The organism is Desulfocicer vacuolatum DSM 3385 (genome assembly GCF_900176365.1).
GTDB lineage: Bacteria > Desulfobacterota > Desulfobacteria > Desulfobacterales > Desulfobacteraceae > Desulfocicer > Desulfocicer vacuolatum.
Map to the genome: position 1 here is coordinate 91478 of NZ_FWXY01000009.1, position 16393 is coordinate 107870.

14 protein-coding genes are annotated in these 16393 nt (G+C 49.9%); 6 read left to right on the forward strand and 8 right to left on the reverse strand.

Features of this window, described 5'->3' with window-relative positions:
• Positions 1-10 precede the first annotated feature (10 nt).
• From metG to B9A32_RS09930, 6 genes are all read right to left on the reverse strand, one after another.
• On the reverse strand, positions 11-2041 hold the full coding sequence (gene metG / locus B9A32_RS09905) for a methionine--tRNA ligase (protein WP_139795784.1): 2031 nt from the start codon (positions 2039-2041) through the stop codon (positions 11-13).
• A 56-nt stretch (positions 2042-2097) separates the two neighbouring features.
• Positions 2098-2916, reverse strand: a complete 819-nt coding sequence (locus B9A32_RS09910) for a PSP1 domain-containing protein (protein ID WP_084068921.1) — start codon at positions 2914-2916, stop codon at positions 2098-2100.
• Between the two features lie 13 nt (positions 2917-2929).
• The gene (locus B9A32_RS09915) at positions 2930-4012 is read right to left on the reverse strand and encodes a DNA polymerase III subunit (RefSeq protein ID WP_084068924.1); all 1083 of its coding nucleotides are present in this window, start codon (positions 4010-4012) and stop codon (positions 2930-2932) included.
• A gap of 3 nt (positions 4013-4015) precedes the next feature.
• Positions 4016-4291 carry an HU family DNA-binding protein gene (locus B9A32_RS09920; protein ID WP_084068927.1) on the reverse strand — a complete coding sequence of 92 codons (276 nt, stop codon included), beginning with the start codon at positions 4289-4291 and terminating at the stop codon, positions 4016-4018.
• A 204-nt stretch (positions 4292-4495) separates the two neighbouring features.
• Entirely contained in the window at positions 4496-5020 is a 525-nt protein-coding gene (locus tag B9A32_RS09925; RefSeq protein ID WP_084068930.1) for a UpxY family transcription antiterminator, read from the reverse strand.
• A 259-nt stretch (positions 5021-5279) separates the two neighbouring features.
• The gene (locus B9A32_RS09930; protein WP_084068932.1) at positions 5280-7454 is read right to left on the reverse strand and encodes an LPS-assembly protein LptD; all 2175 of its coding nucleotides are present in this window, start codon (positions 7452-7454) and stop codon (positions 5280-5282) included.
• Between the two features lie 264 nt (positions 7455-7718).
• On the opposite strand from B9A32_RS09930, the gene tmk reads away from it, so the two are divergent.
• From tmk to B9A32_RS09960, 6 genes are all read left to right on the forward strand, one after another.
• Positions 7719-8420, forward strand: a complete 702-nt coding sequence (tmk, locus tag B9A32_RS09935; RefSeq protein ID WP_232367115.1) for a dTMP kinase — start codon at positions 7719-7721, stop codon at positions 8418-8420.
• Complete coding sequence (locus B9A32_RS09940) at positions 8417-10699, forward strand: cysteine synthase (protein ID WP_084068935.1); 2283 nt, start codon at positions 8417-8419, stop codon at positions 10697-10699. The genes tmk and B9A32_RS09940 overlap by 4 nt, the downstream gene beginning before the upstream one ends.
• Position 10700: 1 nt before the next feature.
• Complete coding sequence (locus B9A32_RS09945; RefSeq protein ID WP_084068936.1) at positions 10701-11795, forward strand: hypothetical protein; 1095 nt, start codon at positions 10701-10703, stop codon at positions 11793-11795.
• Between the two features lie 121 nt (positions 11796-11916).
• Positions 11917-12105 (forward strand): 4Fe-4S binding protein, encoded by a 189-nt coding sequence (locus B9A32_RS09950; RefSeq protein WP_084068939.1) that lies wholly within the window; start codon positions 11917-11919, stop codon positions 12103-12105.
• A 146-nt stretch (positions 12106-12251) separates the two neighbouring features.
• Positions 12252-12584 carry a hypothetical protein gene (locus B9A32_RS09955; RefSeq protein WP_084068941.1) on the forward strand — a complete coding sequence of 111 codons (333 nt, stop codon included), beginning with the start codon at positions 12252-12254 and terminating at the stop codon, positions 12582-12584.
• A gap of 37 nt (positions 12585-12621) precedes the next feature.
• The gene (locus tag B9A32_RS09960; RefSeq protein ID WP_084068944.1) at positions 12622-14271 is read left to right on the forward strand and encodes a ribonuclease J; all 1650 of its coding nucleotides are present in this window, start codon (positions 12622-12624) and stop codon (positions 14269-14271) included.
• Positions 14272-14459: 188 nt separating this feature from the next.
• Here B9A32_RS09960 and B9A32_RS09965 read toward each other — a convergent pair whose 3' ends face one another.
• Positions 14460-15170 carry a class I SAM-dependent methyltransferase gene (locus tag B9A32_RS09965; RefSeq protein ID WP_084068946.1) on the reverse strand — a complete coding sequence of 237 codons (711 nt, stop codon included), beginning with the start codon at positions 15168-15170 and terminating at the stop codon, positions 14460-14462.
• Positions 15157-16392: a glycosyltransferase family 4 protein gene (locus B9A32_RS09970; protein WP_084068949.1), complete on the reverse strand. Its 1236-nt coding sequence runs from the start codon at positions 16390-16392 to the stop codon at positions 15157-15159. The genes B9A32_RS09965 and B9A32_RS09970 overlap by 14 nt, the downstream gene beginning before the upstream one ends.
• Between the last annotated feature and the right edge of the window lies 1 nt (position 16393).

Below are 16393 nucleotides of genomic sequence, written 5' to 3' on the forward strand. Positions count from 1 at the left end.
AGACTCCCGGTTATTTTACAGGAAGTCCGGGGGTAACAGATTGGTCAAATCCCGCCAGAAAAAGTTGTTTTTTGCCGTTGGCCGCCACAATCATTCCCTGGGAAAGTTCCCCCATGAGTTTGGCAGGTTTTAAATTGGCCACCACCACCACCTGTTTGCCGATGAGGGTCTCCGGTTCATAACTTTTGGCAATTCCGGCAATGATTTGCCGGGCTTCCTGACCCAGGTTCACTTGAAGTTTCAGCAGCTTATTTGATTTTTCAATTTTTTCTGCAGCCACAATGGTTCCCGTGCGAAGATCCAGGCGGGAAAATTCCTCAAAGGTGATTTCCGGCTTCAGATTTTTTAACCCCTTTGGGGGTTTGTTTGCCACTGGGGCTTTTTTTTCCGGTTTTTCAACGTCCACCCGGGGAAAGAGCATGGGGGGCTTTTGGGTGGGCATCCCCGGTTTCATGAAAGGCCATTTTTTGAGTTCATCCATGGTGTAAAAATCATTGGCATCTGTTTTTTCAAGACCCAGAACCGCCAGCATTGTGCCGGCTGTTTCGGGCATGACAGGGTGGATGAGGCAGGCAATGAGGCGAAGGCTCTCCACCATATTGGTGATGACAACGGCAAGCTCATCTGCGGCTGCTTCATCTTTGGCCAGGGTCCAGGGGGCCGTGGTGTCAATGTATTTATTTAACGTGCTGATAAATTCCCATACTGCTGTGAGGGCTTTATGAAATTCAGTGTTGTCCATGGCCTTTATGTAGGCTTCAATGGCTTGGTTCGCCGCTGTTTTCAGGGAAAGTTCTTTTTGGGCCTCCAGGGTGGAATCGGTTTTCGGTATCACCCCTTTGAAGTAACGGTGGAGCATGGAGAGGACCCGGGAAAAGAGATTTCCAAGGTCATTGGCAAGATCTGAATTGATGCGCTGGACAATGGCATCTTCGGTGAAATTGGCATCCAGGCCAAACACCATTTCTCTCATGAGAAAATATCGAAAGGGGTCCACGCCATAGGTGTCGGTGACCTCCACTGGATCGGTGACATTTCCGATACTTTTGGACATTTTGCTGCCACTGACGTTCCAGAATCCATGGACGTTGAGGCTCTGGTAGCGCTCAATGCCAGCGGCCTTTAGCATGGTGGGCCAGTATATTCCATGGGGTTTGATGATATCTTTTGCCACAAAGTGCCGGGTGTGGGGCCAGAATTGCGAATATAGATCTCCGCCGGGATATCCCAGTGCTGAAATATAGTTGGTCAGGGCATCAAACCACACATAGGTGACATAGTTGTCATCAAAGGGAAGGTCTATGCCCCAGGTGAGGCGGGATTTGGGCCGGGAGATACAAAGATCCTCCAGGGGTTCCTTTAAAAAGGAGAGCACTTCATTGCGGTAGCGTTCCGGACGGATAAAGTCGGGATTGGTTTTAATGTGATCAATGAGCCAGTCCTGGTATTTTGACATGGCAAAAAAGTAGTTGGACTCTTTGATTTTGCTGGGCTCTGTGCCGTGGTCCGGGCATTTACCGTCCACAAGCTCCCGCTCCTGGTAAAATCGTTCACACCCATAGCAGTAAATCCCCTCATATTCACTGAAATAGATATCTCCACTGTCATGGATTTTTGTTAAAAGGGATTGAACCACCTTGATGTGTTCCGGGTGTGTGGTGCGGATAAAATGGTCATTGCTGATATTAAGCCGGGGCCACAGTCCCTGGAAAAGGCCACTGATATTATCCACAAAGGCCTTGGGGGTGATGTTTTGCTGTTCGGCTGCCTGCACAATCTTGTCCCCGTGCTCGTCTGTGCCGGTGAGAAAGTAGGTGGGATGTCCACACATGCGGCTGTAGCGTGCTGCCACATCTGTTGTGATGGTTGTGTAGGCATGTCCCAGGTGGGGTTTGGCATTGACATAATATATGGGGGTGGTGAAAAAACGGGGGGTATCAGTTTTCATTTTATCTTTAGTTTCCTTGCATATGCATGCATTTTTCCATGAAAATTTAATGTCCAGATGTCTTAAGAGAGCCCGCAGATATCGGGACGGCATTTCCAAGCGTTGTTGCGGGTAAAACCCGGAATATCAGACTTTGCCCATGATTGTTATCAATTGTGGGGTTTTCCCTTGTGAATCTTTAAGATCTTTTCTGCGCTGATTTCAGATTCTGAACCGTCCTCAAGGCGGATGGAAACCTTTCCCTTGAGCACATTCTGGCGGATGATCTTTCCCTTGCCTGCATCGGTTTCCACCAGTCGACCCGGTCTGGGGAGCTTCTTTTTAAGGTGTTTATAGGTGGCATTTTCAAAGGTAAGGCAGCACATGAGCCTGCCGCACAGGCCGGATATTTTGGTGGGATTCAGGGAGAGCCCCTGCTCTTTGGCCATTTTAATGGAAACCGGTTCAAAGTTGTTCATAAAGGATGAGCAGCATATTTCCCGGCCGCATCGACCAATGCCCCCGCATTGTTTGGATTGATTCCGGATGCCCACCTGGCGCATTTCTATGCGGATGCGGTACTCTTTGACCAGTCGTTTGACAAGTTCCCGGAAGTCCACCCGTCCGTCAGCGGTGTAAAAAAATGTAAGTTTTGTGGTGTCAAAGGTGCTTTCCACGGAAAAAAGGTTCATTTTCAGGGAAAGGGATTTAATGCACCCTTGGCAAAAATCAAAGGCCTGTTGCTCAAGATCTTGGTTTTCCTCTCTTTTTTTGTAATCTGCTTTGGTGGCAATGCGGAAAACCTTTTTAAGAGGCTTGTTTTTGTCCGATGCTTTAAGGGGGGCAGGGGGGACGGTGACCACCCCGAACCCCAGTCCTTGTTCGGTTTCAACAATTACCTTGTCACCCGCATTGAGGACAAACACGCCGCTGTCAAAATCATATATTTTACCGGCAGGTTTGAATCGGATGCCTGCGACTTTGGTCATGGTAACCTCCTGATTAAATAGTATATCCCGTGGGAACGGATGAGAGTTCCAGAAAAAAAGACTCCAGCACCAGCCGGGGGGTGGCATTGGATTTGATGCGTTTTTCCGCCCTGTTGAGGGCCTTGATCCATTGGGCCGCCCTTGTCCCGGGTAAGCTGTCTGAAATTTTCTGGAGTTGCGTGAAAAAGTCTTTGTTCACCACCTGTTCCGGGTCATGGGCCATCACCATTATATCCCGGAGCCAGGTATTGATAAGGGTCAGGGGCATTTCCAGCTCTCCGGTGTCCCGGGTGAGGCGCTCTGCCAGAAAAAGGGCCGGGCCCGCCTGGGTGATACCCCTGACACCATTTTGTATTAATTGGGAAATGGCTGCGATAAGCCACTGTCTCCTGCGTATCCAGTCCGTGGTGCAGGCGGCATCCAGATTTAAAAATTGCCGGGTCATCTCCATGTTGCCGTCGGCGGTGGCTGCGGCAATGGCAGTGTATTCCGGGGCTGCGTCCGTGGTTTTCTGGAGTTCCCGGATCATCACTGCCATGGGAGTTGCCTGGAATCTTAAATGCCTGCAACGGGATATGATGGTGGGCAAAAGGCCGCTTAAATCCCGGGCAGTTAAAATAAAAAAAGTGCCCGGCGGGGGCTCTTCCAGGATTTTTAATAATGCATTGCCCGCTTCCGGGTTCATGGTGTGGGCATCCACCACAAGAATCATGCGCTGGGCAGATTCATGGGGAGGGGAGGATATTATGGTGTATATATCCCGGATTTGAGCAATTTTTATTTTTTCTTTTTCCGGGGTGATAACAATGACATCCGGATGCATGCCGGCAACTCTTTTTTTGCATGAAACACAATGCATGCATGGTGCCAGGGGCTCCTTTTTTTCAGCTGAAGCATCTTTATTGCCCGGAGCCCTGCAGTTCAGGGACATGGCAAAAAGGTGGGCCGCCTCTTTTTTTCCGGTGTTGCAATTTCCTGTGAACAGCAGGGCATTGGGCAGTCTTCCACTGTGGAGGATGGCCTCCAGACCGGTGATGACATGGGGCTGCTTTTCCCGGAGGATTGCGGCCCGGGATGGGGGTGACAACGGAGGCATGGGTTAAAAGTCTACACGCTCTTTAAGCTCTTTTCCACACTTGAAAAAAGGAAGTTTTTTGGGGGGGATGGTGACTTTTTCACCGGTTTTGGGATTTCTACCGGTGTAACTTTCATAATCTTTGATAAAAAAACTGCATAATCCTCGAATTTCGACCCGATCACCCTGTACCAGGGCCTGGGTTAATGAATCAAAGAAAGTCTGGACCACGTCTGCGGCCTCGGCCTTTGTAAGTCCTGTTTTCTGCTTCAGGGTGGAAATCAGTTCAAGTTTGTTCATAGGTCCTCTTTACGGCTGACAGGGAAAATTCTTTGGCCACGGGCCAACCCTGCTTTTGTTTTTTGGGGGGGTCAGCGATTTAACCATGGAAACACCATTCCATGGAGGTGCCTGATCCGGTTTGTTCGCGGTGGTGATAACTTAAACCCGAAAGTTTAAAGCAAAGACACTTAATAAACAAATTACAGCAATAAGTCAAGGGGGTTATGGCATCATGTGGGGCGTTTTTTCAATGTCTGCCTCGTCAATCTCCACCCCGGCAAACTGCCCCAATGCCTCTATTTTGATGATGACCCGGCCCTTTCCTTTATATTGAATAAATTCCCCTGTGGCACCGGTCATGGGACCATTCACCACCAGAACAGGGTCTCCCTTGGCAAGTCCTGCACCCGGGCCTGTGATAATGTCCAGCCCTGATCCGGTGATGATTTTTAAGGACTCAATGTGATCATCGGGAATGGGCACCGGACCGTCTTTGTATCCAAGAAGGCGAACGGCTCCCATGGTTTTAAGGACCATTAGCTGTTCCCGGGGGGTGGGAGAGATGTTGACAAATACATACCCCGGGAAGAGGGGCACATGGAGCATTTTGTTTCGGTCTTTTCTCTGGCTTTTCACCTTGATCTTAGGAAGAAAAACGTGGATGGATTTCTGGTGGATCTTGTCATGGACTACGTTTTCAAAACGGCTTCGGGTGAGAAGCGCATACCATTGCTGGGTCAGTTTCATAAGTCGCTTTCATTTTTCAGGTTTGGATTGTTTTCATATTTTGAGATCAGAGTCCGGTTCGTCCGTGCCTTATGGGCTCAACTTTCGGGCTTCATTTCAAAGCCAGCATTTTTAAATGTACCGATGGGCTCAGTGTGCCGACGGGGTCAGGCTTTTGTTATTGATGTTATCGACCAAGGCCTTTGCTAACGAAAAAAGCCTCGATAATGTCAATAACGAAAGCCTGACCCACCACGAAATGCGAACACCAAAAGTTGAGTTATGGGTTGCCAAATTCTCCAAGACCCTTTAAATTAATAAGGAAACCCATGGCGCTGTCATCGCTGGTCTTGGTGTAGGAGAGCTTCATGGACCAGCAGTCTCGATCTAATTCAATGCCGGTGGTTGTCTCAATGGTTTCATCTTCGTAAAGATTTTTTTCATATTCCAAAAATCCCCGCAGCCGCGGTGTCAAACCCACATTGACACCGGTGTAAATGGATTCGGTTTCTTCTTCATTTTCATCCGGGTCTTCCCGGGAGTATCGATATTGGAGGCGTATGCGGTTTTGTTTGTCATCTTTTACGGTGATGGCGCTGTTGTGGGAAAAAATACCCGTGCCGTAGGGGGACCATTCCATGTCACTGTTAAGATAAACATGGGGCATTGGGGAGAGTTCAAGATCCAGCAGAATGTTGGAAAAATTCTTTTGGGTGTCTTCATCCCGGCCGGATAAATAATAGGTCTGGGACATTTTCAGCCAGGCAAGTTCCCGGTAGGCAAAGGCCGGTGTGTTTGAGTCGGATGGGTTAATCTGTCTTTTTGAGGTCAGTCTCTGGGTCAACTGCCAGGTCAGGGTGTTTTCTTTGTCAATGAGATCAATATCATCAAACTGGGGAATATCAGTCTGATCCACGTGGGGGATAAAGCTGTAGGCCAGGGCCGGGGTGATTTGGTGTCTTATCTTCTGATTGGCGGCATTGTCAATGGAAAAAATACGGGTGAAAACGGTGGAAAGATCCAAATTGATATCAAACAGTTCCCGGTGGCTGTATCCGTTTCGGGTTTCATTGATGTCTGCGGCATCATGGGTGTACCATGCGGTGTGACGTCCCCCCAGGGAGGGAGTCAGCCGGAATCCATTTATGTGAAAGGGATAATAAATTCTGGGGTAGAGGTCCATGCGCTGGCCGGTTATCAAGGTGTTTGTGGTGTCTTGCCGGAAAAAAGATGTGTAGCTGGAGTTCAGGTCAAAATAGAAGGGGGATTGTCCAAGTTTTTGCCGCATGCCCCGGAAGGTGATGGAGGGCAGTGATTGCAAGGTGGTGTCGTCGGTATTCTGGCGGCGGGCAGTGACATTGTCATACCACAGTACATCCATGTTAAGATTATAACGATCCCAGGCCCGCTTGATGTTCAGCTGATTTTTCCGGGTGGTGTCATCATAGTCATCCAGATCCCTGCCAAAGGTGGATTCAAAGGCTTTGTCAGTGGCTGTGAGGCCTGTGTATCCTTTTTTGAACTCATGGAGATAGTCGCCGTCACTGACATAATCCACATCAAGCCGGGCCTGCCAGTGGGGGAAAATTTCCCGGTCATTTTTCATGCGGAACCAATATCTGTTGCGGTTGGTCCGTTGGGGGGTGCTGTCATAGGCATAGTGGCTTGTGGCATCTGTGCCGTCATCAATTTTATCATCTTTTAAATAATCAAAAAAAAGGGTGCCTTTATTATTGTTGTCCTGCATATACCGATACTCTGCTCCCAGCTTTATCCCCCGATCCGACATGTAATCCACATAAAACGTGGCATCAGAACTTCGGTTCAGGGCCAGAAACAGGGGTTGCTCGTATTCAATTCCCTTGCGGTCCGAGTGGGTGATGTTGGGGGAAAGAAGGCCGGTCTGACGTTTGTTTTTAACGGGAAAGGCCATGAACGGAGTGTAAAGTGCCGGAAGGTTGCCGGCCCACAGGGTGGCGTGTTTTACCATGCCGTATCCTTCAATGGTCACATGGATGTCCCGGCCTGTGATTTTCCAGTCAGGATTTTCCCCGGCGCAAGAGGTTAGAGATGCCTTGTCCGCACTATAGGTGTTTTTGCCGGTTTTTTTGATGTGATCCCCGGAAATATAGAAATTATTTTCTTCCACAAAGATAATGCCGTTCATAATGGTGCCGGTTTCTGTTTCAAGGTTCAGGTGCATGGCATCACAATGAATGGTGTCCTTTCCTGACATGAGGGTCACATGGCCTGTGGCCCGGGCATCTTTGGTCAGATTGTTATATAAAATATGGTCGGCTGTAATACGGGCCGTCTCCCCGGTGAGCACCACCTCCCCTTGGGCTGTGTAAAGATTCCGGGACGGGTCATAGGTGGCTTTTTCGGCAGAGATGTGCCATGAGTTGCCCGGTGCCCTAAGGGGGAGTGCCTGGATTTGACATGGGAGAACTCCCATGAGCACAAGACAACATACAATGAGACAGTACGATTTTGGGGCCAGTGGCAGGTGTGGTAAAGTCAATGGTTTTTTGCTCTTTTGGGGGTGGGTAAAATTGCACTTCCATTCAAAATACTGTATAAAGCCATTTTAGTAATAAAAAGTCAAGGGCGTGGGGTTTTGTTACCGCCAATGGCCGATAACTTTGTTGTGGATACACTCCTTTCAAAGGTGTGTAAGCTGGTTTTGGAAATAATACAATGGAGTGTCGAAAATAAATGTTTGTTTTTTTATGTTGCAGAACCGTCATCGGGATCTTCAATGACCCGGGAAGAAGTGTCTATGTTTATCACACTTGAGGGGATTGAGGGCTCAGGAAAAACCACCCAGATCACCGCAATAAAAAAATATCTTGAAGCCGCAGGGCATGGGGTGGTTGTCACCCGGGAGCCCGGGGCCACCGCCATTGGACAGCGTATCCGTTCCATTGTACTGGACCCGGAAAACCATGACATCTCCCCCCTTTGTGAGCTGCTGCTCTATGGCGCAGACCGAGCCCAGCACCTGGCCCAGGTGGTGGTGCCAGCCCTTGATGCCGGTAAGATTGTTTTATGTGACCGGTTTGCCGATGCCACCCGGGTGTACCAGGGCGTTGCCCGGGGGCTTGACATGGCCCTGATTGATGCCATCCATGGGATGGTGGTGGGGCCTTTGACACCGGATTTAACCATTTTATTTGACCTGGAACCTGAAACGGGACTATCAAGAACTTTTAAAGCCCTGGAAAATGGCCAGCGGGAGAGTCAGGAGTCTCGTTTTGAAAAAGAAGCCCTGGCCTTTCATGCCGCGGTGAGGTCTGGCTATCTTGCCCTTGCCCAAAAGGAAAAACAGCGGTTTTTTGTTGTGGATGCCTCCCTGCAGCCTGACGAGGTTTTCATTCAAATCAAGCAGGGGCTTGCCACCTGCTTAGGGATACATATATGAGCTATTCAATACTCAATTCCATTGGAAATACACCACTTGTGGAGATCACCCGTCTCAATGAAGTGCCCGGGGTTACCTTGCTTGCCAAGCTGGAATATCTCAATCCGGGGGGCTCCATAAAGGACAGGGCCGCCCTTTCCATGATTGAAAGCGGAGAAAAAACCGGGGAGCTGACCCGGGATAAAATTGTTGTGGAGGCCACCAGCGGCAACACTGGCATTGGCCTTGCCATGATCTGTTCTGTTAAGGGCTATAAGCTGTTACTGACCATGTCAGAGTCGGCCAGTGAAGAGCGCAAGATGATTTTGCGGGCCAGGGGAGCACAGATACTGCTCACCCCGGGCACCAAGGGATCTGACGGTGCCATTGAAGAGGTGTACCGCCTGGCCCGGGAAAATCCGGACCGTTACTTTATGACGGATCAATACAATAATAAAGCCAACTGGCAGGCCCATTACCGCACCACAGCGCATGAGATATGGGAGCAGACCCAGGGTAAAGTCAGTTCTGTGGTGGCCACCCTTGGCACCGGCGGTACCCTCATGGGGCTCTCCCGGGGGCTTAAGGAGTTTAACCCTGCCATTCGCATCATTGGGGCAGAGCCGTTTCTGGGCCATGGTATCCAGGGATTGAAAAATATGAAGGAGTCCTACCGGCCCCATATTTTTGATAAAAAACGCCTGGATGAAAAGATTAACATTGCCGATGATGAGGCCTTTGAAACAGCCCGGCAGCTGGCCCGGAAAGAGGGGCTTTTTGTGGGCATGAGCAGCGGGGCCGCCATGGCTGTTGCCCTTAAAGAAGCCAGAAAAATTAAGAGCGGCGTCATTGTGGTGATTCTGCCGGACAGCGGGGAACGCTATCTTTCCACATCATTGTTCACGGTGAAGGATCATATTTCCTTGAATTTGTACAACTCCCTGACCCGTTCCCAGGCCCTGTTCAAGCCCCTGAACCAGGGTAAGGCCGGGATTTATACCTGTGGTCCCACCGTTCATAAACGTCTGGAGCCGGGGCAGTTTCGGCGATATGTGGCAACGGATCTGCTGTGTCGGTATCTGGAATATAAAAAAATTGCCGTGAACCATGTGGTGAACATCACGGATCTGGACGATAAAACCATACAGGGAGCTGAGGCGGCAGAGGAGGATCTTTCCCGGTACACCCGGCATTACATTGATCTATTTAAGAAAGATTTAACTGCCCTTGGGGTTCGACCGGCCCAGGCCATGCCCCTTGTGAGTGAGCAGGTGGACAGCATGGTGCAGCTGGCCACCACCCTTGCAGATAAGGGGTTTGCCTATGAAAAACTCAATTCCCTTTATTTTGATATCTCAAGCCTGCCCGGTTATGGTACTTTTTCCGGTGTGGATCTTGACAAAATTCGCCTGGGGGCCACGGTTGATCTGGATGATTATGAAAAGGACAATCCCAGAGATTTTACGCTGTTAAAACGCATTGGTTTGTCTGAACTTAAAAAGGGCATCTGCGTCAATACCCGCTGGGGCAATGTCCGCCCTTCGCTTCACCTGCAATGTGCGGCCATCTCCATGTCCTATCTTGGGGAGCGGTTTGATATTCACACCGGTTCCCGGGAACTTGTGTTTCCCCACCATGAAAATGAGATGGCCATTGCCAGGGCCGCCACCGGTTCTGCCCTGGTGGAGACATGGATGCACTGTGAATCGGTGCAGTACGACGGGTCCCTGGGGGGGGAGGATGCTTCTGATTTTACCCTGGAGGATTTGGTGAATCAGGGCTGGTCTTACCGGGTGATTCGATTCTGGCTGCTGTCCATCCATTATCGAAAGGTACTGGTTTTGTCGGCATCTGCCCTGGATGCGGCCCGGTCTTCCCTGGACAAGCTGGATCGCTGTGTCAAAGGGCTTCTTCGGGTGACCGACGGAACTCCCTTTGCCGAACTTGACCAGCTTCTTTACGACATTCGGCATGGTTTCAGTACGGCCATGGACGATGATTTTAAGATTTCCCAGGTACTGGCCATGCTCTTTAAAAGTGTTAAAACCCTGAACCGTCTCATGGATATGAAGGCCATTGATCCCCAGGGTGCCGGGGCTGTTATTGCGGCATTTAAAGAGGTGGACCAGGTGCTCAATGTGATGGATTTTACCCCGGCGGACCATCCTTCTGAAACGGTGAAAAATTTGATGGAAAAAAGGGAACTGGCCCGCACCAACCAGGAATGGGAAGAGGCGGACCGCCTGAGGGATGAGCTGGTGGCCATGGGTGTTGAGTTACACGATAAAAAGGTGGATTAATATGAAGTTATTTTACTTTCCCTTGACCCGTGTGTCCCGGCAGGACCGGGATATTTTGGGGCTTTTTTTCCAGAAGCTTTTTTATATTTCATCTGACACATGGCATGGGGCACCGGGCGGCCCGTGCCGGAAAGAAACGTTGTCCCCTTATGGAAAAAAAGAGTCTCCGGAAGAAACACCGGATCAAGAGAATACCCTTGAGCTCATGCCGCTGGGTTTTCCCCAAGCAATGCGGGAGCAGGTGATGGGCAGCCTTGGGGATTATCAACAGTGGGCCCGTCATTCCGGTGCCGGTCCCGGCCAGTTGAAGTCTTTGCTGCGTAAAACCCCCTATTTTACCAGTGACACCCATGTGGGGGCCATTCGTTCCCAGATAAAAAAAGGAGGGCACCCGGAAACATTCCGGGAAGATCCATCCCAGGATCTGGTAAAGGCCCTTGTGTTCCTTTGCCTGGCCGGGGAACATGATGAACAAAAGGCATCCATTGATGCGGCATTGTCCAGTGTGGATGAAAAAAAACATCGTCTTTTTTCCACACTGGCAGGGGATGTACCAATGGCTTCTTCTGAAAAAATTCCGGGAAAGGATGCTGTTAACCTTGATTTCTCGGTTTCCGGGACGTCTGGGGACCCCGGGGCTGTGATGACCCAATCACGACTCTCTTCCTGGTTTCGGGTATTCCAGGAGGTGTGTCCACCGGTTTGTGATGATGACCCCTGTGTGTTCATCACCGCCAGTCCGGGGGGGCTTGCTTTTTTTGAGCAGATTTGTCCGGGGCGGCTGGTGCTTGATTCAGAAGATATCTCCGGGGCTCCAGGGGGAGCTGTCATGGGCAGCCACGATTTCAAAGAACAGATCATGGCCCGGATGACGGCGGTTTTTTCTGATTTGCAAGGCACGTGTCCGGTGCAGGCACCCGGGGATGAAACCGCCCACCGGGAAAAAAGATCATCAAGGGGGTTCAGACTTTATTTTTTTAAAGGATCTGCCCTGAAATCGTTTTTTTGTCCCCATGGAGAGAAAGGGCGATCTTTACTGCCCCTTCCATGGATTGAGCGGGGGATTTTTGTGGGTTTCGTGGGGGATTGGAAATAAAATCCTTGATTTGCTTTTTTATCTGTTGTAAATGCGCAATCTATAAGGTATCTAAAATAGGTCGTAAAGATCTAAGAAATAGATCATGTATTAATAATCCAATTTAGGAGGTTTTTTTAAGATGGCTTTTACCCCAGTCGTAGACGAAAGCAAATGTGTAGGTTGTGAAGAGTGTGTGGATGTATGCCCTGTGGAAGTATTTGAAATGGAAGACGGTAAATCCGTTCCTGTTAATGCCGAAGAGTGCATGGGCTGCGAGAGCTGCGTTGAAGTGTGTGAAGAAGATGCAATTGTAATTGAAGAAGATTAATTCTTTTTTTACTGCTTGATTTATAAAACCCCCGGAAGCGAGTCTTTCTCGTCTTTGGGGGTTTTTTTATAGGCAGGAGATGCCCGTTATATTCCTTTTTATCTGTTGCAAATATTCGCTACTGTGTGGTATCCCTTTAAACCATTATGAAACAATATCGCATTGACGGTCTTGATTTACAGGACCACCGGAAACTCAAATCGTACTTGGATACCCATCTTGGTGCCCCCATGCTGGGTAATATTTATTGGCTTGAGCTGGATTCTCACCTGCTCACCCCCATCCAGAAGGACCATGAAAAGTGTTCCCCCCACTGTTTTGCCCTGGAGCTGGAAGAAAGCTTCCTGTCCTGCGAATTTCTCGTCAGAATTAAGAAAAATATAAGATGTGACTGTATGGGGTATGCCACCCCGGAGCAGCGGGAATGGTTGATCACCACCGTGGATGCCATTTTGGAGACGCTTTCCATCACAGCCTGATGGAAGGGGTGAACACCTCTTTCAGGAGAAAACACAAATGTTGAAAGTTATACCGTTGGGCGGACTGGGTGAAATTGGTCTGAACATGATGGTGGTGGAATACGATGATACCATTATCATTATTGATGCGGGGCTCATGTTCCCCGAGGATTATATGCTGGGCGTGGATATTGTTATTCCCGAAATGGAGTATGTCCGGGAAAATAGAGATAAGGTCAAGGGGATTATCCTGACCCATGCCCATGAGGATCACATCGGTGCAGTGGCGTACCTGTTAAGGGATAGGCTCATACCTGTGTATGGTACAGCCTTTACCCTCAGTGTGGTGAAAAATAAGTTCAGGGATTTTGACTCCCTGGGCAATGCAGAGCTCAATCAGGTATTCCCCGGTGGAAGCATCACACTTGGTCCCTTTGACATTGAGTTTATCCGGGTGAGTCACAGCACCGTGGACGGGGTCGGGCTGGCCATCAATACCCCGGAGGGGATGATTGTCCACACAGGGGATTTCAGAATAAATCATTGCATGGAAGAGTGTAATGTCACTGATATTTCAAGATTTTCCCGCCTGGGAGATGAAGGGGTGCTGGCATTGTTCTCTGACTCCACCAATGTGGAACGCGAAGGCTACACCGATTCAGACCAGAAGGTGAGCGAGTCCATCAATAAGATTGTGGCAGAAAGTGAGGGGCGGGTGATTGTGGCCCTGTTTGCCTCCAATGTATTTCGAATTCAACAGATTATCAATATTGCCCTGCAACACCATCGAAAGATTGTATTTAACGGCCGAAGTATAGAGCAGACTGTGGCAGTGGCCCGGGAGCTTGGCTATCTTAAATACCCCGATAACATGTGCCTGGATGTTAAAAAGATCAACTCCTGCAAAGATACCGATGTGGTGATCATCACCACCGGAAGCCAGGGGGAGCCCATGTCTGCCCTTTCCCGCATGGCAACGGGATTTCACAAGCAGGTGAACATCAAAAAAGGGGACAGCGTGATTCTCTCCTCCAAATCCATTCCCGGCAATGAAAAAGCCATTTCCAATATTATCAACAATCTCTACCGCCGGGGGGCCCAGGTGGTATACGACAAAGTGGCCCAGGTGCATGTGTCCGGCCATGCCTGCCAGGAAGAGTTAAAGTTGATGATTAAATTGACCAAACCGCGCTATTTTATTCCCATCCATGGGGAGTATCGTCACCTGGTCACCCATGCCCGTCTGGCAGAAGGTTTGGGCCTTCCCCGGTCCAATGTTCTTCTGGCGGAAAATGGAAAGGTGATCTCCTTTGACAGCACCGGGGGCAGAATTGCCGGAACCGTGAACACAGGTCGGGTGCTCATTGACGGCAAGGGCATTGGGGATGTGGGCCGCAGTGTTTTAAAGGAGCGGCGAAATCTGTCTGAAGACGGTCTGGTGGTGGTGTCCATGATCATTGATGAAGAGACGGGAATTGTACTGTATGGTCCGGAGCTCATCTCCAAGGGGTTTGTGTTTGGCGCAGAGACCGGTTATCTGGTGGATGATGCCCAGTGCGTGATATTGGAAATTGTGGAGGAGGTGGAGGCAGGCTCTGATTCCCGGGTGGAAATTTTAAGAACCCGGCTTCAAAAGGCCCTGAAACAATATTTCTTTTTCACCATCCGACGGCGTCCCGTGATTTTGCCCATTATTATTGAGGTGTGATCCAGGCGGTTGCCTATGGCTGTTTGTGTCAAAGAACATACCGGCCTGCTTGTCTTTTTGTATTTCTCCAAACCTTTCCATGCATAGAAACACTATGACTATGCATGGAGCAACCCGCTGTGAATACGAATAAAAGTTCTGCACATTTCGGTATGATCTTATTCACCGATATCCTGTTTTTGATTTTTTCACGGTTTTTTGAAATAAAGGGCTGTACTTTTTCCCATGAAAGGGTTGAGAAGTTGTTCTGCCAGCCGTGTAATGGTTGGCTTTTCCATGAGATCCCACACCAGCAGACGGTGGTATGCATTGACCGGGGTTGAATCTGTGCGATTGATGCCCACCAGGCATTTGAGCCACCAGTAAAGGGTGTGAAGGGCATGGGCATGGTGTTTTCCCATGGAAATCATGCCCAGGGCGTTTATTTTTTTCTCCAGTCGGGTGCAATGATAAATGCGAATATGTCCACCGGGGGTGCTGCTGTATTGGGGGGACAGGTGCCAGCATATTTTTTCCGGCCAGCGTCTGGGAACGGTGATAACCAATTTCCCCCCGGGTTTTAATACCCGGACAAGTTCCCGGAGTGCGGTTTGTTCCTTTTTGATGTGCTCCATCACTTCTGAGCAGATCACCAGGTTGAAACTATTGTTTTTAAAGGGCAATTTGCCAATGTCCGACCGGGCCAGGGTCCAGTGCCCACCCGGGCCGGGGACCAGCCGGTGGTGAAGCGTTAATTTTTCTCCTGCTGTTACAAGGTCCCGGTGGCTCATGTCCGACCCCACACAAAGGGTGCCGGGAAATTCAGATGCCTTGGCAGTGTGTCTTCCCTCTCCACACCCCATGTCCAGTATCTTATCCCCGGATTTCGGGGCCAGTCGCTTAAAATCAACGGTAATCACGGATCACGTCCCTGTAAGTTTCAACGGTTTTTACGGCGGTTTTTTCCCATGTGAATTCTGTCATGATGCGCCGGTATCCTGCCCGGGCCAGTTTTTCCCGCTGCTGTTTATCCTCCAGGAGTTCCAGGATGGCCAGGGCCAGTGCATCGGCGTTCCCGGGGGGGACAAGTTTTGCGGCATCGCCGGCCACCTCGGGCAATGCCCCTCCGGTGGTGCAGATAACAGGAAGTCCACACGCCATGGCCTCCCCCACGGGCAGGCCGAATCCTTCGTAAAGGGAGGGTACCACGGCAAGACCGGCCTTTGTATATTCAAGGAGAAACTCCCCATGATCAAGCCTGCCGGTGAAGCGCACATGACGCTTGAGATCAAGGGTGTGGATCAATTTTTCAATGATACCGTTCTTTTTGGGGGTTCCCACCACCACCAGCTCCACAGGTCTGATATCTGCCACCTGTTTTACGGCATGGATGAGGTAATAAAGTCCCTTCAGGGGGGTGTCTGCACTGTTGGTGACAATGATGCGGTGGGGCACAGGTTTTACTGTGTCCACAGGGTGAAACAGCTCCGTGTCAATGCCAATGGGAATGGTGGAAAAATTGTCTTTGGGTATATTAAATTCCAGGGCAATGTCATCCCGGGAGGAGCGGGACACTGTGATAATCCGGGGAAGACGCCGGGCCACAAATTTTTGCATGCCAATGAAGGAATACCACCGAAGTTGCTGCACTTTTTTGTAAAAAGAGCGGGTGGATTGAACAGCAATGCGCCGGTCCACGGTCATGGGGTGATGGATGGTGGCGGTGACGGGCATTTTCCGGGAAAGATCCAGAATACCATAGGCCAGGCACTGGTTGTCATGGATAATGTCGTATCTGTCCATGCGTCCCTTGAGATATCTTTTGGTCCGCATGCCAAAGGTCAGGGGCTCTGGGTATCCCATGGTGGAAACCCCCAGCCATTCCATTAAATTAATGGGGTCTTTGAGTTCGTCCGGTTTTGGGGTTCTGAAAAGGTCGTCTGGATTGTAAAGATCCAGGGTGTCAAGTTTGGTCAGGAGGGGGCCCGGTGTCAGTTGAGGGTCCGGGGGGCCAGCAATTACCTCCACCCGGTGTCCAAGGTCGGACAATGCACGGCCAAGATTTCTGATATAAACGCCCTGGCCCCCGCAATGGGGATTACTGCGATAACTGACAATGGCAATGGAAAGTGGGGATTGCATG

Excerpts from the sequence above, each read along its gene's own strand:
- B9A32_RS09915 (WP_084068924.1), bottom strand. The coding sequence starts at position 4,012 with ATGCCTCCGTTGTCACCCCCATCCCGGGCCGCAATCCTCCGGGAAAAG.
- B9A32_RS09960 (WP_084068944.1), top strand. The coding sequence starts at position 12,622 with ATGTTGAAAGTTATACCGTTGGGCGGACTGGGTGAAATTGGTCTGAAC.
- B9A32_RS09950 (WP_084068939.1), top strand. The coding sequence starts at position 11,917 with ATGGCTTTTACCCCAGTCGTAGACGAAAGCAAATGTGTAGGTTGTGAA.
- B9A32_RS09945 (WP_084068936.1), top strand. The coding sequence starts at position 10,701 with ATGAAGTTATTTTACTTTCCCTTGACCCGTGTGTCCCGGCAGGACCGG.
- B9A32_RS09910 (WP_084068921.1), bottom strand. The coding sequence starts at position 2,916 with ATGACCAAAGTCGCAGGCATCCGATTCAAACCTGCCGGTAAAATATAT.
- B9A32_RS09955 (WP_084068941.1), top strand. The coding sequence starts at position 12,252 with ATGAAACAATATCGCATTGACGGTCTTGATTTACAGGACCACCGGAAA.
- metG (WP_139795784.1), bottom strand. The coding sequence starts at position 2,041 with ATGCCGTCCCGATATCTGCGGGCTCTCTTAAGACATCTGGACATTAAA.
- B9A32_RS09930 (WP_084068932.1), bottom strand. The coding sequence starts at position 7,454 with ATGGGAGTTCTCCCATGTCAAATCCAGGCACTCCCCCTTAGGGCACCG.
- B9A32_RS09970 (WP_084068949.1), bottom strand. The coding sequence starts at position 16,392 with ATGCAATCCCCACTTTCCATTGCCATTGTCAGTTATCGCAGTAATCCC.
- B9A32_RS09925 (WP_084068930.1), bottom strand. The coding sequence starts at position 5,020 with ATGAAACTGACCCAGCAATGGTATGCGCTTCTCACCCGAAGCCGTTTT.
- B9A32_RS09920 (WP_084068927.1), bottom strand. The coding sequence starts at position 4,291 with ATGAACAAACTTGAACTGATTTCCACCCTGAAGCAGAAAACAGGACTT.
- B9A32_RS09940 (WP_084068935.1), top strand. The coding sequence starts at position 8,417 with ATGAGCTATTCAATACTCAATTCCATTGGAAATACACCACTTGTGGAG.